At 61.8% G+C, this 20,125-nt stretch carries 13 protein-coding genes; 7 read left to right on the forward strand and 6 right to left on the reverse strand.

Going from position 1 to position 20,125, the window contains the following annotated elements:
- Positions 1–79 precede the first annotated feature (79 nt).
- From BJA_RS11595 to BJA_RS11620, 6 genes are all read left to right on the forward strand, one after another.
- Complete coding sequence (locus BJA_RS11595; protein WP_011085154.1) at positions 80–1,270, forward strand: acyltransferase family protein; 1,191 nt, start codon at positions 80–82, stop codon at positions 1,268–1,270.
- A gap of 6 nt (positions 1,271–1,276) precedes the next feature.
- Positions 1,277–2,629: a hypothetical protein gene (locus tag BJA_RS11600; protein ID WP_011085155.1), complete on the forward strand. Its 1,353-nt coding sequence runs from the start codon at positions 1,277–1,279 to the stop codon at positions 2,627–2,629.
- An 88-nt stretch (positions 2,630–2,717) separates the two neighbouring features.
- Positions 2,718–3,770: an acyltransferase family protein gene (locus BJA_RS11605; protein WP_038966616.1), complete on the forward strand. Its 1,053-nt coding sequence runs from the start codon at positions 2,718–2,720 to the stop codon at positions 3,768–3,770.
- Between the two features lie 48 nt (positions 3,771–3,818).
- Positions 3,819–5,273: a lipopolysaccharide biosynthesis protein gene (locus BJA_RS11610; RefSeq protein ID WP_011085157.1), complete on the forward strand. Its 1,455-nt coding sequence runs from the start codon at positions 3,819–3,821 to the stop codon at positions 5,271–5,273.
- 31 nt (positions 5,274–5,304) lie between these two features.
- A complete protein-coding gene (locus BJA_RS11615) occupies positions 5,305–5,856 on the forward strand; it encodes a serine O-acetyltransferase (protein ID WP_011085158.1) in 552 nt (183 codons plus the stop codon).
- A 357-nt stretch (positions 5,857–6,213) separates the two neighbouring features.
- Positions 6,214–6,945, forward strand: coding sequence for a class I SAM-dependent methyltransferase (locus tag BJA_RS11620; protein WP_011085159.1), 732 nt, complete (start codon positions 6,214–6,216; stop codon positions 6,943–6,945).
- Between the two features lie 69 nt (positions 6,946–7,014).
- On the opposite strand, the gene BJA_RS11625 is transcribed toward BJA_RS11620, so the two are convergent.
- On the reverse strand, positions 7,015–11,376 hold the full coding sequence (locus tag BJA_RS11625) for a hypothetical protein (protein ID WP_011085160.1): 4,362 nt from the start codon (positions 11,374–11,376) through the stop codon (positions 7,015–7,017).
- Positions 11,377–12,250: 874 nt separating this feature from the next.
- Here BJA_RS11625 and BJA_RS11630 point away from each other — a divergent pair.
- Positions 12,251–13,471 (forward strand): glycosyltransferase family 4 protein, encoded by a 1,221-nt coding sequence (locus BJA_RS11630; RefSeq protein ID WP_236842196.1) that lies wholly within the window; start codon positions 12,251–12,253, stop codon positions 13,469–13,471.
- On the opposite strand, the gene BJA_RS11635 is transcribed toward BJA_RS11630, so the two are convergent.
- The 5 genes from BJA_RS11635 to BJA_RS11655 form a co-directional block, all read right to left on the reverse strand.
- Positions 13,468–14,865, reverse strand: a complete 1,398-nt coding sequence (locus BJA_RS11635; protein WP_011085162.1) for a hypothetical protein — start codon at positions 14,863–14,865, stop codon at positions 13,468–13,470. The genes BJA_RS11630 and BJA_RS11635 overlap by 4 nt on opposite strands.
- 71 nt (positions 14,866–14,936) lie before the next feature.
- The gene (locus BJA_RS11640; RefSeq protein WP_011085163.1) at positions 14,937–16,148 is read right to left on the reverse strand and encodes a glycosyltransferase family 4 protein; all 1,212 of its coding nucleotides are present in this window, start codon (positions 16,146–16,148) and stop codon (positions 14,937–14,939) included.
- 56 nt (positions 16,149–16,204) lie between these two features.
- The gene (locus BJA_RS11645; protein ID WP_038966612.1) at positions 16,205–17,401 is read right to left on the reverse strand and encodes a glycosyltransferase family 4 protein; all 1,197 of its coding nucleotides are present in this window, start codon (positions 17,399–17,401) and stop codon (positions 16,205–16,207) included.
- 33 nt (positions 17,402–17,434) lie between these two features.
- Positions 17,435–18,727: a hypothetical protein gene (locus tag BJA_RS11650; RefSeq protein ID WP_051000322.1), complete on the reverse strand. Its 1,293-nt coding sequence runs from the start codon at positions 18,725–18,727 to the stop codon at positions 17,435–17,437.
- 159 nt (positions 18,728–18,886) lie between these two features.
- Positions 18,887–20,116 carry a polysaccharide biosynthesis/export family protein gene (locus tag BJA_RS11655; RefSeq protein ID WP_039183945.1) on the reverse strand — a complete coding sequence of 410 codons (1,230 nt, stop codon included), beginning with the start codon at positions 20,114–20,116 and terminating at the stop codon, positions 18,887–18,889.
- Between the last annotated feature and the right edge of the window lie 9 nt (positions 20,117–20,125).

A 20,125-nucleotide genomic window follows, 5' to 3' on the forward strand; every position in this document is an offset into this window, starting at 1 on the left:
AGTTGAATAAACCACCCGGTGGAGGCATTATATTGCACCGCAGCATTTCGCTTTGGTCGAATCGTAGAGCGTCTTTCAAGTGCTAGCTCATCAAACGAAGGCGCACTACGTTCCACTGGACAGCGTCCGCGGCCTCGCAGCCCTCTGCGTGGTCGTCCATCACTTCGTCGGATCGGATCCGCTCGCCGCTGCGCTGCCTCACCGCGCCTGGATCGACGTCGCGTTCTTTCACAATTCCTGGCTCTTCGTCGATTTGTTCTTCGTGCTGAGCGGCATCGTGATCTCGATGAGCTACGTTCAGTCGGAATTCAGCGAGTTCGACTTCCGAACGTTTACCCTGCGTCGGATCGCACGCATCTATCCGCTGCACATCGTCATGCTGTTCGCGTTTCTGGCGTTCCGCCTGATGCGGCTATCGCTGACCGAAATGGGCCTGCTGCACTTCTCCACCAACGAATCGGCGGATCTCCAGGTTAACAACGTGTACTCGTTCGTCGCGAACGTGTTTTTGCTCCATGCCATGGGCGTGCTCGACTATCTGAGCTGGAACGGCCCGAGCTGGAGCATCAGCGCCGAATTCTACACCTACATTGTATTCGCCGGCGTCGTCGTCCTGGCGCAGCGCCTCGGCTACATCAGGCTCGTCTATGTCCTCAGTGCCGTGCTGGCCGTCCTGGGCGCGGCGCTCATCATCTTCGTGCTCAAGAATGAAACGCTTGATTTCCAGACCAACGGCTTCACCCGATGCTTTCTGGGTTTCTTCATCGGCGTGCTCACGCTTCGCTTCGTCACCGGGAGAGGCCGCGCGGTGAGCCCTCTCGTTCAGTCGGTTTGCCAGATTGGACTGGCCGCCGTTGCCGTCGTGCTGGTCTGTGTCGTCGGCTTCGATGAACGGCTCAGCTTCGTCGCGCCGGTCGTTTTCGCCGCTCTGCTGGGCTCGCTGATGGCGTTTCCCGAGCGGCTCCTGCCGAAGCTGTTGTCTGTTCGACCCCTGGTGTGGTTGGGCAAGCGCTCCTATTCGATCTACATGGTGCACGCCCTCGTCCTCGTTCTCATCCAGTACTTCGCGCGGGGCGTGGGGCCGGCGCGTCTGCAGATGGTGGACAATCTTCTTCCCGGACTGGCGGCGTCGCTGCTGCTGGCCGTCTTCGTCGTGGCCGTGCTTGCGCTTTCCAACTTCACCTATCTCCGGGTCGAGATGCCCGGTTCGCGGTTCGTGCTTCGGCTGTTCAGCCGCCGTGCCGTTCCCTCTGTTGCCGCGGCGGAGTGAGGCGCGATGTCCAGCAGCTCTTCGGCTCTCCCGAGTTCGGACTGGCGCATCGTCGATCCGGTGCGGATGCCTCTGCATCATCAGCAGGAAGGCAGTGCATTCTTCAATCTCGAGGCGATCGCACTCCTGCTTTATTTCTACCGCGACGCGCTCGCAGGCGCGCTGCGCTATTATCTGGCGGTCCTCAAGATCAGTCCGCTGTGGTTCCTGCCCGACATTTTTGCCCTGGTCTGCATTTTCGCCTTCGTGCAGCGCTACATCCTGATGGGACGGAACCTCGTCGCCATCCTCACGCTGTTCTACATCTGCTTTGCGCTCTACCTCGGATATGTGTTCCTGGGTTATTTCAGCGGCATGATGTCGTCGTTCAAGATGATCGCGCCGGTGTTCGTCGGCTTCTGCTTCTGCGGGCGTAATTTCGGCGATTACGATCGACTACAGCGCTGGCTTCACCCGATCTTCTACCTGACGATCGTCGGGATCATATTGTCGTCTCGCTTCCAGATGCCGTGGGTGGGCTATGCCTACGAGACTTTCGGCACGACGCGGCAGGCGACGCGGCTGTGGTGGTCGGCTTCCGAGACACGCCTGGCGGGACTGGCTGCCGACAGCACGATGGCCGCGTTCTTCGTGTTCATTTCCTTTGTGATCATCTCGGTGCGCCGAAGCCTGCCGTGGTGCCTGTTCTGGACGCCCATCGGTCTGTACGCCATCAAATTGACCACAAACAAGACGTCGCTCGGCGTGATGGTGATCTACGTTCTTTGCCTGATCATCGTTCGTCTCGTTCCCGAGCGCGAGAAGTTTCCCATGCTGCGGCGGATGGCGCTTCTTTCGTTCCTGTCGATCCTGGTGCCGGCGGTGCTGATCGCCTTGTTCTCCGGCAACGGCCTCGTCAGCATGTCGCGCGGCCTGTTCAGCCTGCAGGACCGCGTCAACAACAGCTGGCAGCTGCCGTTCGTCTACATGGCCGATCTCATGCCGGTCGGCTTCTTCGTCGGCTGCGGCCTCGGTTGCTTCAACTATCCGCAGCTGCTGTTCTCGAACAAGCTCAGCTATTACGTCCCGGTGGATAATTTCTACCTCGGCACCTACCTGATGTTCGGGCCGATCTTCGTGGTGTTCATGATCCTGGTCATCCTCGCGGTCGCAAGGACCAGGGACATCTACAAGCTGTCTTTCGCGGTCGCCATGAACCTCTTCACCATCACTGTCTTGGCCTATGGCCCGGCAAGCGGTCTGATCATGCTGGGCGTGGCCTTCAGCGAGGTCTTTGCGCGGGAGAAGGATGACAGGACCGCCTCGAGTGCGGCACCGCTCGCGCCTGACGTCGAGGATCTGGTTTCGCGGCCGGCATGATCGCCATGGTGCTTCATGCAATGAACTGCGGCGCGCAGCGCGGGCTCCGGTCCGTTACCTTCTTTCATCTTGAGATCGGATCGTGGTGGTGAGCGGAGACAGCAGGAATTTCGTAGAGGCGATACAGGGGCTGCGTGGTGTCGCGGCGCTCAGCGTGCTGATCGTGCACCTCCAGGACATGCCGCTTCTGGCGGGCTTCCTGCCCCCCATCTGGCCGTGGCTTGAAGCGACGGTCAACATGGGCGGGCACGGCGTCGAGCTGTTCTTCATGATCAGCGGCTTCCTGATTCCGGCGAGCCTCATGCGCCATCGCAGCGTCGGGAAATTCTTTCTCGATCGCGCCCTGCGTATCCTTCCCGTGTTCGTGATCCTGCACCTGATCCTGTTCACGGCAGGGCCCCTGGTTGGCTACAAGTTCTTCAAGGGGATCGATCTGCCGACATATCTCAAGCTGTTCCTTGTCAATCTGGCGTTCCTGCCGGACGCACTGGGATTGCCTATCGGCCAGCAGAACGCCTGGACCCTGAGCTACGAATGGGCGTTCTACATCCTGTTCGCGCTGGTCTTCGTGACGGTGGTGCGGCGGAAGAACTGGCTTCTGGCGGCGCCCTTTATCCTGCTCGGTCTCGCGGGCATCGCCTTTCGGCCGATCGCCGCGTTCTTCCTTGTCGGATTGCTGTTCAGTCTCGTCAGCCTGCGGATCCGCGTCGTCGGCTGGCCCGGGTTGCTGGCCGGCATCCTTTGCGGGGCCGCGATGTACGTGTCGATCGAATATGTGCATCCGCTGGTCGGCTTGCTCCCGGGGGCGCTGCTGTTTGGAATGGTCCTTGCTCCAGACTCCGGTGTTGCCGTTGCTCTGAGCGGCAAATTCCTCCAGTTCCTTGGAAAGATCAGCTATAGCCTCTATTTGGTCCATCCTTTTGCGCTATTCCCGTTGCAGGTGATCGGAGTGAAGCTGGCCGCGCACGGAGTCAATCTCTGGCTCCTCTGGGCTGGATTTGCAGGTCTTGGCTTAATTGCCGCGCTGATAGCGGGTACGGTCAGTTACGAGCTGATCGAAGTGCGACTGCGCCGTTTGCTGGATCCGGCGCTGCGAGGACTGTTTTTCGGAGTGCGTCGTGAAGCCCGTTATGTCGCCTGAGCGCATGCGCTCGCCATCGTTTCAGCCGGATCACATGCGGGTAACGTCATGATCATCAAGAATCTGCTCTCGATGTCGAGCGTGAACGTCGTGAAGTCGGCGGTTCAGTTCCTCATCACGCTGCTGATCACCTATTTCGTGACGCCGACGGAATTCGGGCTCGTGGCGTTTTCGCTGCCGTTCATCGCCTTCATCTCCATGCTGACCGACCTCGGGCTGTCGAGCGCGATGATCCAGAGGACGTCGCTCACGAAGGAGGAGGCCGGTGCGGCGACGACGCTGATGGTCGCGATCGGGATCGGCTGTGCATTGGTGCTGGCCGCCGCATCGAAGCCGCTCGGAGCCGCCGTCGACATGCAGGGACTGCCGGCCGTGCTGGCCGCGCTCTCCGGTTCGGTCGTCTTGTCCATTTCCGCGATGGGACCGCGTGCGGTTCTGGAGCGCTCGCTGCAATATCAAACGATCGCCCTGATCGAAGCCGGGGCCGCGATGGCGTCCGCGACGGTGGGCGTGGTCGGCGCCCTGCTCGGGTGGGGGATCTGGGCGTTGATCGCGTACTATGTCCTGATGCAGGCGGTGCGCGCCGTCGCGTTCTATGTGAACACCAGACGCCACATTCATCTGAACTTCAAATGGCGCGGCGTCGCCCTGATGCTGTCGTTCGGCGGCTGGGTGCTGGCCTCGAACGTCCTCAACTTCACTGCCAGAAACGTCGGCAATCTCCTGATCGGCGCCAAGTTGGGCGCGGCGGCGGTCGGCCTGTTCGGTCTCGCCTTCCAGTTCATGACGCTTCCGCTGATGATTCTCTCCTGGCCGGGCGGAGGGGTTCTCATGGCCACCTTGAGCCGGATGAGCGGCGAGCGGGAACAGGACCGGCGCAAGGCGGCAATTTGCGCGGTGCTCGGCATGACGGCGATGATCACGTTCCCGGCGATGATCTATCTGACCTTCGGGCTGAAATATCCCGTTGCGACATTCCTTTCGCCGCATTGGCAGGAGGTGCTGCCGCTGATCGCCATTCTCGCGCCCGCGGGTGCCGCGCAGTCGATTGCGGCCTATGCCGGCCCGATCCTGCTGGCCCACAACCAGGCGCGGCTCCAGTTTTGGGTGAGCAGCGCCAATAGCGCCAGCATGATTCTTGCTTTTGTCGTCGCACTGCCGTTCGGACTCACGGCCGTCGCCGTGGTGTACCTCGTCGTGTCGATCCTGGTTTGCGCTTTCATGCTGATGATCGGAGCCCGCAACTGCGGGGTTCCCTATGCGTCGTTGTTCGGTTCCCTGATGCCCGCCACCGTGGGGACGTCCCTGGGGACGTTGTGCGCGCTCGTGGCGACGAAGGGCGAGGTCGCAAGTCTGTCGCATTGGCTGATCGCGACGGCCGTTTATGCGGTCGTCGTGCTTTGCAGCTACGTGATATTCAGGCGTCGTATCTGGAACAGCATGCAGTCGCTGCTCGGCGGATCGGTTCCGCCGATGCAGGCAAATCTTCCCTCGGCAGGTTAGTAGAGATCGGTTGATGTCTTCAGGAGAGGGAATGGACGACAAGTCCCAGCCGGGAATTCCGTGGCGCGAGGACCTGATGGCAAACACCGGCAGGTCCGGCGTTGGAGCCGCTATCGTCGCCTTGCTGACGAGCCCGGGCTTTGCCGTGATCACGACGTGGCGGATCGCCAAGATGCTGCGCTTCCGGACGCGCTGGGGTCATCAGATCACCTGGCTGCTCGTGAGGGCGCTGATGCGGCGAGGCTGCTACATCTCGGTTCTCGCAGAAATCGGACCGGGACTGATCCTGCCGCATCCGACCGGAGTCGTGGTCGGCGAGGGGGCGCGGATCGGCCGTTCCGTGATGCTGTATCACAACGTCACGCTTGGCCGGCGCGCCTGGGATGAGCCGGGTTGTCCGACCATCGGGGACGATGCCGTCATCTATACCGGTGCCGTAATCGTCGGCCCCATTTCGATTGGCGCAGGAGCAAACGTCGCCGCCAACGCGGTTGTGACGCGTGACGTTCCGCCGCGTTCCGTCGCTGCGGGAGCACCTGCGCGGGTCGTGCGCTCGGAAGCACCCGATCGGATGCGCGCTTAAAGCAGCAAGGCGGGGCCCAGGGCCCTGCTGGTTATCGGGGCATTGCGCTCGAAAGAGGCCTCTTGTTCAACACCTGCTTTTCGGGCGGTTCAGTGTTGTTCGGAACCGTCACCCGTTCCGCGCTGCTCGTTTGTTCGCGGACCGGCGAACCGTCCTACGCATGGGCCTGAGCAGGTTCCGTTGGTTCGAGCGATGTCGCGGTCGCCCATGATGCGACAAGCGGCAAATTGCATAGATTCCGGCCATCATCGTGACGTCCTTCTAATCGGCCTTGGCGGCAAAGCGGTCACAATTCTGATTGCTGGCTATGTATAGTTGTGTCGGGAAACGTCTAATCATGTAACCGAGGGCCAGCCGATGTCGTCGATCATTACCGATTTTTCGCAAGTCTATCCCTATCTCGACGGCTCGAAGTTCAAAGACACCATCGTCGTGCAGTATCGGGGCGACGGCGACGTCAGATACAGATGCGACGTCCTGGTGGACATCTGTCGGGGCAAGCGGGTCTTGCATGTCGGGTGCTGTGACCATCTGCCGCTCATCAAGCGCAAGATCGACAACCGGGATTGGCTGCACGGCCTGATTACGGAATGTTCCGAATACACCGTCGGCGTCGATATCGATGCGGACGCGGTGCGGGAAGCGTCACGAGTTTCCGGCCTCGACAACATGGTCGCGGGAGACGTGACGTCGGGTCAAAAGATCGAAGCAATATCCGGCCGGAAGTTCGACATCGCCGTGTTCGGCGAAGTCGTCGAGCACATTCCCAACCCGGTCTCGTTCCTGTCGCGCTTCAGGGAGAACTACGGCGACGTCGTCGACCAGATCGTGATCACCGTTCCGAACGCCTTCAGGGGCGGCAACATCAAGGGTATCCTGAAGAACGTCGAGACGATCAACAGCGATCACCGGTTCTTCTTCACGCCCTATACGATCGCCAAGGTCGCAATCGATGCCGGGTATGCGCCGGTCGAGGTGAAGATGGCGACCTTCATGCGCGCCGGAATGCTGAAGTCGCTGCTGCTGCGGCAGCTTCCGCTGCTCGCAGAGGACATCATCTTCATCGGTGCGGCCACGCGGCCGCACTGACGTCGTTTCATCCGTTCATCCGTGTTCCGCCATCGGGCCGGCAGGCGTACCTGCCGGCCCGATGCGTCGTCAGACGAACAGGAAGTTGCCGTGATCGAGCGTCGCCGAATTCACATTCTTCAGCAGGATGGAATCGGCCGAGGTGAGCTGGATCAGCGTGTCGGAGCCCGATTGCGAAATCTGGAGGTGGCTGTAGTCGGCCACCAGTGATTTCAGGATTTCGATCGTGTCGTGGTTGGACGCGGTTCCGGCGTGGAAGCTCTTGATCTGGTCGTTGCCGCCGTCGAACATGACGGTAGTCGTGCCCGGTGCGGAGGAGAAGACGTCGTTGCCGGTGCCGCCGGCCAGCGTCAGTCCCGCAGTCACGGCCGTGACGGTGTGGGTGCCGTCGGTGTTGAGGACGTCGATCGAGAGCAGCGAGCCGCTGGTATTGTAGCTGTCGTGTTCGACGGCGCCCGGCAGGCCGGAGACCTTGAACTTGAAGACATCCGTCGTTCCGTCGGCGTTGTTGAGGGTCTCGGTCGTCTTGACCCCGGTAGAGTCGTAGACATCGGTGACCTTGCTGCCGTCCGACTTGATGACTTGCGTGTAGTCGAGCGTGCCGTCTGCGTGCGAACGGATCAGCGACGTCATCTTGCCCGCAGCGTCGATGTGCTGCTGCTCCGTGACGTAGCTCTTGCCGGTGATGTTGTAGATCGTGTTGTCGTGCGAGCCGTCGGTGTTGTTGGCATAAACCGCGGTCTTGACGCCCGACGTGTACACCGTCGTCGAGTTCGAGCCGTCTTTGTTCAGCACGTAGTCGCTGGTCAGGCTGCCGCTGCTGTCGAACAGCTTCGTCTCCTTGGAGCCGTCGGCGTTGACGACGTAGATCGAAGCGTTCAACCCGTTCGCGTAGTTCGTGGTCGTGACGTCGCCGCCCGCTGTCTTGTGGATCTCCTGGCTCAGGGCTCCCGACGAATCATAATTGTCCGTCGTGGTCGAGCCATCGGTTGAGTTGAGGATCTCGCTGGTCTTGTGGCCGGTGCTGTCATAGAGGTCGGTGACCTTGCTGCCGTCGCTGTTGATCACCTGCTTGTAGGCGAGCGTGTCATCGGCATGGAGGCGGGTCAGGGTCGTGAGCGTGCCGGCCGCGGTGAGGTGCTGGATCTCGGTCGTGTAGCTCTGGCCCGTGATGTTGTAGAAGGAGTTGTCATGGCTGCCGTCAACATTGGTGACATAGAGCTTGGTCTTGACGCCGGCCGAATAGACCGTGTTCGAGGACGAGCCATCCTTGTTCTGGACCAGGTCGCTGGCGATCTTTCCGCTGGAATCGTACAGCTTGGTGTCCTTTGACCCGTCGGCGTTGACGACGTAGACCGACGCCAGCAGCGAGCCATTGTAGTTGGTCGTGGTGGTGTTGCCGGAACTCGTCGTGACGATCTCCTGTTTCAGTGCTCCGGACGCCGCGTCATAGATGTCGGTCGTCGTGGCCGACGACGTGACGGTGACGACGGAGATCTTGTGACCCGTGGAGTCGTACTGGGTCGTGACCTTGCTGCCGTCGCTGTTCAGCACCTGGCTATAGGCCATCGTGCCGTCGGCGTGGGTGCGGCTGACCAGCAGCAGCTTTCCGCTCGGGTCGATGTGGTCGTGCTCGGTCGTGTAGGACTGGCCGGTGATGTTGTAATAGTAGTTGTCGCGGCTGCCGTCGGCGTTGGTGACGTAGGCCTTGGTCTTGACACCGGCCGTGTAGACCGTGTTCGAGGACGAGCCGTCCGTGTTCTGAACCAGGTCCCCCGAGATGATGCCGTTGGAGTCGTAGAGCTTCGATTCCTTCGAGCCGTCGGCGTTCACCACGTAGACCGATACCAGCAGCGAGCCGTTATAGTTGGTCGTTGTCACGTTGCCGGAGGTCGTCTGCACGACCGTCTGCTTGAGGACGCCGGCGGTGGTGTAGAAATCGGTCGTGGTGGCCGTCGACGTCGTGGTGACGACCGAGGTCTTGTGACCCGTGGAGTCGTACTGGGTCGTAACCTTGCTGCCGTCGCTGTTGAACACCTGGCTGTAGGCCATGGTGCCGTCGGCATGGGTCCGGCTGACCGACAGCAGCTTGCCGCTTGCGTCGAGATGATCGTGCTCGCTGGTGTAGGACTGGCCGGTGATGTTGTAATAATAGTTGTCGAGGCTGCCGTCGGCGTTGGTGACGTAGGTCTTGGTCTTGACACCGGCCGTGTACAGTGTGTTCGAGGACGAGCCATCAGCATTCTGGATCAGGTCGCTCGCGATGATGCCTTGGGCGTCGTACAATTTCGACTCTTTTGACCCGTCGGCGTTGACGACGTAGACCGACACCAGCAACGAGCCGTTGTAGTTCGTCGTGGTGACGTTGCCGGAGGTCGTCTGCACGACCGTCTGCTTGAGGACGCCGGCCGTGGTGTAGAAATCGGTCGTGGTCGCCGACGCCGTGACGGTGATCACCGAGGTCTTGTGGCCCGTGGAGTCGTACTGGGTCGTGACCTTGCTGCCGTCGCTGTTGTAGACTTGGCTGTAGGCCATGGAGCCGTCGGCATGCGTGCGGACGACGGACAGCAGTCTTCCGCTCGCGTCGAGCTGGTCGTGCTCGGTCGTGTAGGACTGGCCGGTGATGTTGTAATAGTAGTTGTCGTGAGTGCGGTCGGCATTGGTGACATAGACCTTGGTCTTGACGCCGGCCGTGTAGAGCGTGTTCGAGGACGATCCGTCCTTGTTCTGGACGAGGTCCGCGATCAGATTGCCGCTTGCATCGTAGGTCTTGGTGTCCTTGTCGCCGATCGGCGAGACCGTGACGTCACGCACCATCTTCCCGTCGGTATAGGCGATGTTCTCCGACGAGCCGTCGGTATTGAGCGTGACCTTGCTGGTGATGACGCCGTTCGTGAAGTTGGACGTGCTGGTCGATACAAGCCTTGCCGAGGAGTCGTAGACCCTGGTCACGCTCCAGGTATCGGTCGAGTTGGTGACGGAGAACTGGTAGCCGCCCTGGATCGCCGCCAGCGCGTTGGTATAGTGCGAGATCATGTACTCCATGGTCGCGATCGAGGCGACCGGAAGCACGTGCGTGTCGGTGAGCGTGATGGTCTGAAGCGAGGTCGAGGCGTTCAGCTCGGACATCTGCGACACGATGTCCTCGGCGGTTCCGCTGACGTCGGTCACGGCGGGCGGTGTCGTGCCGCCTCCTGTCGGAGCGTCGATCTCGATGATCAGGGGATGATCCGTGATCGGAACCACGATCTGGCTGACGTCGGTGTAGGTGGCGATCGGCGAACTGCCCTTCAGCGGGTCGTAAACGTTGATCAGATGGTGGACGCTGCCGAGGTTCACCGTGACCGAACTGGTTGGGTTCGAGATCTCGGTGTCGGTGGCGTCGTTCCAGATCTTGGGTTCCGCCCAGACCACCAACTCGTAGGCGCCGTTGCTCTTGCCGAGAACCATGCTGTTCCCGGACGCCGGCAGACCGTCGAGCGTGTAGTTCAGCGAAGCCGTCGGCGTGTGGCCGCCGGTGCCGTCGTCAGCCAGGATTGTCGTCAGATTGTGGATCGCGGTCGCCGCCAGCTTCGGGGTTCCGTCGCCGTTGAACAGGCCCCAGTGCGATTCCGGATCGGTGGGGTCGTTGCTCGCCGAAGCGTCGAGCAGCTGATAGAGATAGGTGGTGCTGACGCCGTCCTTGTAGGCGTCGACCAGCGTGTTCAGGATCGACTTGGCCTGCACGTTTTCGCTGGCGCCAACATAAGGTGTATCGCTCTTGGTCGTATAGCCGGTTTCCGTGATGACGACGGGATCGCCGGGTGTGATCGACGTCGCGTTGCCGAGCAGAGCCTGGAGGGCTGCCGCGGGGGTCAGGCTGGTGCTGACATAGGCGTGGGAGTTGGCGTAGTCGGTCGCTCCCGACATATCTCCAAGTTTGGCGTAGTCGGTCGTGTCGTTGTAGCCCAGTGACAGATTGTAGACGGGGATGTCCTTGAGCGCGGCGTCGGCCTTGATTGCGTTATAGTAGGCCGCCTGGAACTGTGCCGCGGCGGAAACGCTGGAGCTGCCGTTGTAGCTGAAGCCCTGGATGTTCGCCTCGTTGAGGCCTTCCAGCGCGATGACGCTGCCGGGATGACTGGCCGCAAACTCCTTGACGGACTCGAGATAGGCTTGGAGCGCTGCGGTTCCGCCTTCTGGAACACCCGACGGAACCACGAGATCGAATTTGTATCCGTCCTTCGCGAGTCCTTCGACGATCGGTTGCGCCTCGGGGCTCGTGGCGAGTCCGCCGCGCAGTTTGGTCACCCCGAGATATTTGAGGTCGTCCTCTACGAGGGCGAGGTTGTCGTAGGCGCCCCACGAATAACCGACATGGACATTGACGCCGATGGAACTGATGAAGGTGCTCGCCGACAGGATCGTTTGATCTGGTGATGCGGTGGTCATCGGTATTTCAGAGCCTTTTCTGGAACGCGAGAGTTCGTTGCCGCCTGTGTCCGTCGTATCGGCCAATCTCTGTTTTTCGAGTTGGTGAGATCGGTAAAAATGGAAGCACCCCGGAGATTCTCTCGCCGAGACTTTCCTGCGCGACGCTCACAGCGCACGAATCTGCTTAGACTGAGCTTCATCTGTGAAGACCACGCTAATGTGCTTGCAGCATGACGTCGCGATGGCGATGCAACGACGATGTTCGAGCGATGTTGTGCCGATGCCTAATCGCAACGCATTTGCTTCTCGTGCGGGCAGATTTGTTTCCAATGTCTTGCGTCAAGCGCTGTTAGGAGTCGTAGAAACACGGATCAAGCGTCGAATGTGACACTTGGTCTTGCGCCGAAGTCGACTGGAGCCTTCCAAATTTTCCCGAGAAGCTGGCAAGCAGTGCCACGGCACTTTCGCACGCAATTTTTTTTCTTCTCTCCTGGTGTTGTGGTGGTCGCGTCGATGTCGATGAAATTTTCGTCTGCCTTCCGAACGGGCAGGGGGTGATCTTCACTGGCATTGAAGCGGGAGGTCGAACGAACGACACGATCGGACGGGCGCGCGTCGCGGAGGCGGGGCGAATATCGAGGATGTGCAACCTGGCGTTGCTTTCGCGATCCGCGTGGCAGGCTCACCCCGACCGAGGCGGCGGGGGCGCGTGAAGGCAACGTCGAGCGATGCGGCCATGCCGGGCGGAGTGTCGCAGATCCGCAACGTCAATATGTTAGGCGCGCAAAGCTATGGCGGGCAAACCGCTGGCACGGCACGAATTTTGCCGCTAAGCACTGGTTAAAGTCTCGTTGATCGAACGGAGTAGAAGGCCATTCCTATGCAGGATCCCATGTCGGGCGCCCCGAATGTCATGTTTCTGGTTGAGGTCGTGAATTGCAATGACGGGATTGCATCCTATTGCGAGACCTTGGCCACGGGGCTGCACGCCCGCGGCGTGCAGATCCACCTGGTCTCCGGCATCGTGCGGTCGGACGAGAAGTCCGAATACAAGCGCCAGAAGCTGGCGGCGGCGGTCAAGCAGTGGCACGTCGTTCCCGGACTTCGCAAGCTGCCCTCGCTGTCGATCTTCATGCAGCTCTGGAAGCTGATTCGGGAGAACGACATCACCGTGATCAACGTCCATGGGCTCGGCATGCTGATGTGGGGCAGGCTGCTCTCCCTGCTCACCGGCGCGCGCTGCGTCGCGACCTATCACCCCTCGGCGCTCGGGAACATCGAGAAGGTGCAGAATGCGCCGCAATCGACTTTCAGCCCGGTCCAGATCCTGTTCTTCAATCTTTTCTTTCCGCACACCCTCATCCTGATGTCGGAGGAATCGCTCCGGCATCTCAGGCGCTACGTCTTGTTCGGCAAGAACCGGATCGCCAAGGTGTATGGCGGCGTCGATACGGTGCATTTTCGGCCGCCGTCGGATGCCGAGCGCCGCGATGCGCGCGCGAAATTCGGGGTTGCCGAGGGTGAGTTCATGTGCCTGCTGGCGGCCCGTCTCGCCTGGGTGAAGGGCCATGATTTGCTCATCAAGGCGGCGCGCAGGATCCGCGACAGCGCCAGTCCTTCGCCCATCGACATCAAATGCTACTTCGTCGGCAGCGGCGGCGCCGAGCGCGAGAAGGAAATCAAGTCGTTTGCCTTCGCCGACGAGAAGGACAAGGACACGTTCAAGTTCCTCGGGTTCATGGGCGACGTCCGCGAAATCCTCTGGGCCGCCGATGTGTTCGCGCTGCCGAGCCGGTTCGAAGGATTCCCGCTCGGCGTCGCCGAGGCCATGGCGACGGGGCTGGTCCCGGTGCGGACCCCGGCAGGGGGCGCTTCGGATCAGATCATCGACGGCCAGACCGGCTTCATCGTGCCGTTCGAAGACGTCGACGCGCTCGTGGGGGCGCTCGAGAAGTTGGCCGATCCCGCGTTGCGCGCCGCGCTGTCGCGCAATGCTCTTGCGCGCGCCCAGCAATATTTCGGTGTCGGGCCGATGGTTGACCAGACCCTCAGGATCTACGGTTTGGCGGGCGATGCCAGCGGGAATCCGCTGGCCCATCCGATGCAGGCCTAGTTCGAACTGCGTGCCGAGGCCAGCAGATCGCCTCGCCACGTCACCAGGACGACGGCGAGCCCGGCGAAGGCGATCTTTCCCGCGAGCCAGAGCAGAGAGGCCGACGGAGCTGCCGCGAGCATGGCGATCGCGGCGGCCGCGACGGTTGCCTCCACGATCAGCAGCGCCCGCGGCGCAGCGCGGAACCGGATCAACGGGCCGCTGGCGAAGAGGATGATGAGTGCGGTGGCCAATGCCGCACTCGCGATTTGTCCGGCGACCGATATGTGCAGCAAGGCGCCGATCGAAGCGGCCGCCGATACCAGCACCAGCTGGCACGCCGCGACGACCACCAGCCTGGTGGCCGATTTGGTCAGATGCGGCACCACTGCGAGCGTGGCCTGAAGGTGAATGTGGAGGAAGTAGAAGACCGCCGCGATCGGCGCTGCGTTGAGAAAATCGACCAGCAGATCGGCCGGGACGAACAGATGCGCCGCATCGGGCAGAAGGCCGATCAGCCCCCCCAGCATCACGATCGTCGCGCAGAGGATGAAGTCGAGCATGCGGGCGGTTGCTCTGCGCGCCTCTCCGTCGACGTCGCGCTCGAACTGCACGACGACATTGGGGTAGCTGACGGTGTGAATGGCGGTCACCAGAACGGAGAACGGCCGCTGCAGGAGGTCGATCGCCATCGAAAAACCGGCGGCTCCCGTCGACGTCCGTCCGAGTGTGGCGATCACGATCAGGCGCAAGGTGACGGGGACGGAGAGATGGATGACGGAGGCGGCCGCGGCCATGATGCCGTATCGGCAGAAATTGCGCCAATCCGTCAGCAGGGCGTGTCGCGACGCCCGCTGTAGCGAGGTGCGATGCACGATCAGGCTCACCAGAAGCGCCGCGCCGTAGCCCGCGGCGATGCCGCACAGCGTCGCCGCCGCGGTGCCGTAGAGCAGCGCCGCCGTGACGGCGCCGGCCAGGAGCACGCTGGCGCGCAGGATCAGGAGGACGGATGCGGTCGCCAGCCGATCGGACACGCGCACGATCATGAAGTACAGGTCGGTGGCGCCCTGTAGCACGGCCATCGCCAGCGCGAGGGCGACGACGCTTGTCTCGAGCGTGCCCACCAGCCCCGCCACGCTGCCGACGAGCAGCAGAACCAGCGCGCTGAGCAGTCCCGCGCTGAACAGCGAGAATCGCAGACGCGCCGCCTCTTCTCCGGAAGCGGCGGCCAGGAAGCGAACGCCGGCCAGTTGCAGCCATTCGAACACGAAGACGCAGAACAACTGGCTCGCCGCCAGTGCCAGCGAAAACGAGGTGTATTGGGCTGGCGAGAGGATATGGCTGACGGCGAAGATCAGAATGATCGCGGACGCACTCTGGTAGATGTAGCTGCCGAATGCGAGCAGGCTGATCATTTCTGGCTACGCGTGAAGGAAAACATGGCGGGATGATTGAAGGCCGTCGGTGGCATCTGCGTCCGCCCCCATTACGTGCGAGGCATGCCGCGGCCGCGCATGAGCTGGTCGTAGACGTTGCGATAGCCGGTGACCACGTCGTCAAAGGCCCATTTGTTGATGCCGGATTTCAATCGTCCGCTCATCTCCACGATCTGCTGGGGAGCCTCGACGATCGCCGAAATGCTCTTGGCGATCGAGTCCGGATCGGGAGACGTCAGCCAGCCGGTCAGGCCCGGCTTGATCGCCTCCTGGATGCCGCCGAACGGCGTGCCGAGCAGGGGCTTGCAGGCGGCCTGGGCATCGGCGACGACGAGCGGACTTGGATCTTCCCAGACCGAGGGGACGACCACGACGTTCACCTGTTCGTAAAACTCCTTCGGCTGCACGAAGCCGAGAAACTCGATCCGCGCATTGGGGGCGAGCCCCTTGATCTGCTTGCGCTGGCTCTCGGAGGCATGACCCGCGATGACGAGCCGGATCCGCTCCGGCGGGATCGTCGCGATGGCGCGAACCAGATTGTAGATGCCTTTTTCTTCGGTCAGTCGCCCGATGAATCCGAATGTGACGGTGCCGTCGAGCATCGCCGTCTCTTCGCTGCCGACGTCGGCCGTCGAGGCGTTTCGAATGACGATCTTCAGCGGTGTCTGCGTGAAGAGACCGAGCCCGGTATGGATGTCGAGAATGCGCTGGCTGACGCCGACGACGGCGTCCAGATGTCGCGTCGCCCCGCGGCGGCGAAAGGTCAGGATCTGGCAGCTCATGCAGCTTGCCTTGCAGGCGTGTCCGTCCGAGAAGCGCGAGCAGCGGGGGCAGGTGAGATAGTAGTCGTGAAGCGTGTGCAGGACCGGAATGCCCAGTTCCGCCGCGGTTCGCCACACCGCCGTCGTCAGGCCGGAGAGATTGTTGGAATGCAGGATGTCCGGTTTGAATGCCTTGATCCTGGCGGCGACGAGCTCCGACATCTGCTGCCAGTCCTCGATCGCGTGCCAGATGCCGCGCACGGGCGCGCTGTGCTGCTTGGCGAAGGGAAAGTAGATGTTGTGCACGGCCGCCGAGTGCACGTCGATGCCGTTGCAGGTCTCCATCTGCTGGTTCGGTGTGGAGGCAGCACGTATCACTTCCACGCTGTCGTTCTGGCCGACCAACGTCTCGGCGAGGCGACGGACGAAAGTTTCCGCGCCACCGACCACCTTCGGAGCCAACGGCGTCGGATAGAGGGATGACGTGATAAGGATCTTCATCGAAAAGGTCTGTCCAGCTATCCTGCCAAATGGCTTCGTGAAATCTCCGTTTCGGCCTATTGCCGGCTCGTTCGACTGTTATTCAAATAGACGTCCAAATATTGACCTGTCACTGAATCGGCAGAGAACCTCTCGGCAAACCCGGGCTGCGGAGGCCGGGCGAGCTTCCAGCGTGATCTCTCGTTGACGGCCTTCAGCATCAGTTCTCCCAGTCGCTTATGATCGTTGGGCTCGTAGGACCCAACCATGTTGGAAAACCCCGCGATCTCGGGAATCCCTCCTGCTGTGGAGCAAATAGTTGCCCGGCCGGCGTTGATGCTTTCGATCAACGTCCGGGGCAGCGGCTCCGGCCAGACCGAACTCACCAGGCATACGTCGATGCTGGCATAGAATTCGGCCGCCTTTGCAAAGCCAAGCCATTCGACGTTCCTCCCGCTGCGGCTTTTGAGCCCCCGGACGTAATCCTCAAGCCCCTTTCCGGCAATTTTCAGTTGCCATCCCTGGTCGGGGAGCTGCTCGGCGGCTTTTAGTACCACTTCGATACCTTTTTCCGCCTCGAGCCGGCCGATGAACCCGAATATCAGGTCATCCGAGCTCGAGGGAGGTGAGGGTACTACGGAGCTTGGATCGGCGATGTTGAAGATGACCCTGCCATCGGTGCCCGGGAAGTATTTCAGCCTGGTATGCTGGTCGAGCACGAACTGGCTGTTCGAGACCACCGCATCGACCATGCGCGAGGCCAGCAGATAGGGAGACGTCATGGCCGCGCAGAGGGTGCAGCGCTGCGCACATGTCGCGTCTCCGCGAAACAACGTCGAGCGTTTGCAGAGCAGGGAATAGTCGCGCAAGGTGTGCACGATCCGGATGTTGCGCCGCCTGGCTTCCGCCCACAACGAGACCGAAAATCCGGTGAGGTTGTTGGTGTGGACGACCTCGGGTTTTTCGAGATCGAGAATCTCGGCGAAGCGCGCCGCGGACTTGCGATTCCACGTGTCCTGGAGATGCCACTTCAGGCGCTGGACCGAGGAGGGCTTCCTGTCGTTGCCGAACGGCCAGTAGTCGTTGTCCAGCGGCACCCGGTAGATGCGCACGCCCCTGAGCTCGTTGACGGTGCGATCCCGCTTGTTCTGAAGGCAGACCACGGCAACCTGGTGGCCGCGCTGAACCAGCGCCTCCGCGAGCAGCGACACAGACACTTCGGCGCCGCCGATGATTTCGGGCGGATAGAGCGTGTTAACGATCAGTATCTTCAAGGATAGCCCCGGATTGCGCAGTCCGCCGCAGCGTCAGTTCGATGGCCGAATCTCGAAATCCGGCACGGCCGTGCCCTTGACACTGACAAGCAGGGGCGTCGTCGATAACGCCGTCCAGGCGCCGGCGGCAGGGCCCGGTGCTTGCTGACATACATAGCTGATCTCGGCATTCGGTTCCGCATTTTTTAATCGAACTTCGAAGCGCTTCGACGGATTCTCCGACCAGAGCGCCACTTTCGTCTCGGATCCGCTGTCGCTGCGGATCTGCACGACGCCCGGCATCGGCGTGGTTCGCGCCGCCTTCAGGCTCGTGCGGATGAAGGCCCAGCTTTCGCGAATGGAACACACCGCGGGCTTCGGCGAATTGTCGAAATGATAGATGCCGAAATTGTCCTCGAGTTCGCCGGGCTTCGTCCCGCTGTCCTTGAGCTCGTAGAGCCATATCCCCTTGAGCCAGGGACCCGCGGTCGATGACCAGAGGATGATCTGCGCCATGTTGTCGGCCGAGAGCTGCTCGTTCACGCCGCATTTCGCGGTCGGGGTCGGCCAGCCCGTTTCGGTCAGGTAGATCGGATAGTTCGGATTGCCGGTCGCCTGTGCGACGCGTTGATGAAAATTTTCCAACCGCTCGATCGCCTCAGCCGCGGTGCGCCCGGCCGGCGGCAGGCAATGGTTGTAGATGTGAATGGACATGCCGTCGGCGATGCGAGGCAGGTCGGTCTTCAGCAGGGCGTCGGTCCATTTCCAGCCCGGATCGTCGCCGAGTGCGCCCACCACGAAGGGCGCAGAAGGCGCCGCCTGCTTGACCGCCGGCTGCACCAAACGGGCAAGCGTCACGTAATTTTCGACCGTGAATTGCGGCTCTGCGCGCGCTCGGAGATTGTACTCGTTCCACAATTCGAAGACGGGCTGCCGCGCTGCGACCGCTTGCGCGGCCGCCGCAGCATAGGTGACGAATCTCTGGCGCGCTTCGTCGGTCGTCGGCGGATCGGAGTTCGGGACGAGGTGATGGCCGGCTCCGAGGATGAGCAGAGGAATTCCGACGCCGGACCTGATCTGGGTCTCGAGGCGGCCGTTCAGGGCGTTGAAGCCGAGCCGCTTGCCGGGCAACTCGAAATCCGACCAGGGGAAGTCGTCCCGGAACGCGGTGACCCCGAGCTCCTTCATCTGCTTGATGGCCGTCGCAGGTACGTAACCGCGAGCGCTGGTGACGCCGCCCAGGCCCTGGTGCGTACCGACGCCCAGCAGGAAACGTTGGTCGAGCGGTTGCGCGGTCTGCGCGTTCGCAGGATATGAGAGGCCGGTCGCGGCGCAGAGACCGCACATCAGCATCCGGAAACGACGCAAGGCTCGTTTCCTCTTTGGCTCCGTCACGCTCGTATCCACTCCTGCTCGCGTCAACTCGACAAGGCTAATCCTCTTCTGTGGCCCGAATTGGGTGAGGCGACCTTGTCCGCGCGCCCCCACGGAGCGCGCCGAGTTGGGCTATTTGGAGTTCACGATCACCGTGCTGATGTTGTCCGCATTCGTGGTCGCCGCGTTCAGCGGGTTCATCAGCTTGACGAATTCGGTCGACGGCGATTCCGCCACCGAAATCACGTCATGATCGCGCATCCTGAACGTATCCGCCTGGAACCAGCCGTCGGGCTTGCTCATGTCGAACTTGTAGACGGCGGGGATCGTCTTGGTCGGGAACTGGGATACTTCGACCCCGATACGCTCCAGGAGCGGCTTCGGCTCGAAACGGTAGACGTAGATGGACTTGGAATCCGCACGGTTGCCGTCGAGGCCGCCCGCCTTCGCGATGGCTTCAGCCAGCGACATGTTGTCGTTCTCGAACGAGAAGCGGCGATTGTTGGTGCCGCCGATCGATCCCGGCGACGGCGTCGAACCGAACACCATGTAGACGCGCGGAATGCGGGTCAGGAAGACGACGTCGCCCGGCGCGAGCAGGACGTCCTCGCCGGGGTGGTGCACCACGGTCGACATCGACTCATTGTAGGTGCGGCCCTCGCGCTTGATCGTGATCGTACTCTCGTAGGAAGGGTATTTCGGGCCGCCGGCGCGCGCGATCGCGCCCATCAGGCGAATGCCGCCGGGGTCGACCGGAAAGCGGAGCGGCGAGTTGACCTCGCCGAGCACGCTGATCTGGTTGCCGCGCTGCTCGGCCACGCTCACGACCGCCTGCGGATCGATGGCGCGGTCCTTGAGGCGCTCGCGGATGATGTTCGACACGGCGCGCGGCGTCAGCCCGGCGACCTTGATCGATCCGGCGTAGGGAATGTTGATGTTGCCGGACTGGTCGACCTGCTGACGCGGAATGTCGACGAAGTTACCCGGCCGGACGCCCGCTTCGCGCGGAATGAACAGGCCGCCCGCCTGCGCTTCGTACACGGTTACGGTGACGATGTCGCCGATGCCGATCGTGACGTCGCGATAATTGCCGCCGGGAAGACGCGAGAACACCATCCCGGAGGAATCGGTGAAGGCGTTGGTCGCCTGAACGATCGCCGGATTGACCGGCATCAGGGCATAGGCGAGCGGTGCGGTCGGCTCGGTGACCAGCGCAGCGTTGGTCTGCGTGGCAACGGCATCCGGAGAGTCCAGAGGGATGAAGCCCGCGCAACCCGCCAGCGAGATGCCGACAGCAGCCAGCGCCAGGATTCGACTAATCCCGAAATCAAAAGAAAAACGTTCGGTCTTAGCCACCACCATTCCCTCGTA

It is taken from the genome of Bradyrhizobium diazoefficiens USDA 110, assembly GCF_000011365.1.
GTDB lineage: Bacteria > Pseudomonadota > Alphaproteobacteria > Rhizobiales > Xanthobacteraceae > Bradyrhizobium > Bradyrhizobium diazoefficiens.

Excerpts from the sequence above, each read along its gene's own strand:
- BJA_RS11600 (WP_011085155.1), top strand. The coding sequence starts at position 1,277 with ATGTCCAGCAGCTCTTCGGCTCTCCCGAGTTCGGACTGGCGCATCGTC.
- BJA_RS11610 (WP_011085157.1), top strand. The coding sequence starts at position 3,819 with ATGATCATCAAGAATCTGCTCTCGATGTCGAGCGTGAACGTCGTGAAG.
- BJA_RS11615 (WP_011085158.1), top strand. The coding sequence starts at position 5,305 with ATGGACGACAAGTCCCAGCCGGGAATTCCGTGGCGCGAGGACCTGATG.
- BJA_RS11620 (WP_011085159.1), top strand. The coding sequence starts at position 6,214 with ATGTCGTCGATCATTACCGATTTTTCGCAAGTCTATCCCTATCTCGAC.
- BJA_RS11625 (WP_011085160.1), bottom strand. The coding sequence starts at position 11,376 with ATGACCACCGCATCACCAGATCAAACGATCCTGTCGGCGAGCACCTTC.
- BJA_RS11630 (WP_236842196.1), top strand. The coding sequence starts at position 12,251 with ATGTCGGGCGCCCCGAATGTCATGTTTCTGGTTGAGGTCGTGAATTGC.
- BJA_RS11635 (WP_011085162.1), bottom strand. The coding sequence starts at position 14,865 with ATGATCAGCCTGCTCGCATTCGGCAGCTACATCTACCAGAGTGCGTCC.
- BJA_RS11640 (WP_011085163.1), bottom strand. The coding sequence starts at position 16,148 with ATGAAGATCCTTATCACGTCATCCCTCTATCCGACGCCGTTGGCTCCG.
- BJA_RS11650 (WP_051000322.1), bottom strand. The coding sequence starts at position 18,727 with ATGTGCGGTCTCTGCGCCGCGACCGGCCTCTCATATCCTGCGAACGCG.
- BJA_RS11655 (WP_039183945.1), bottom strand. The coding sequence starts at position 20,116 with ATGGTGGTGGCTAAGACCGAACGTTTTTCTTTTGATTTCGGGATTAGT.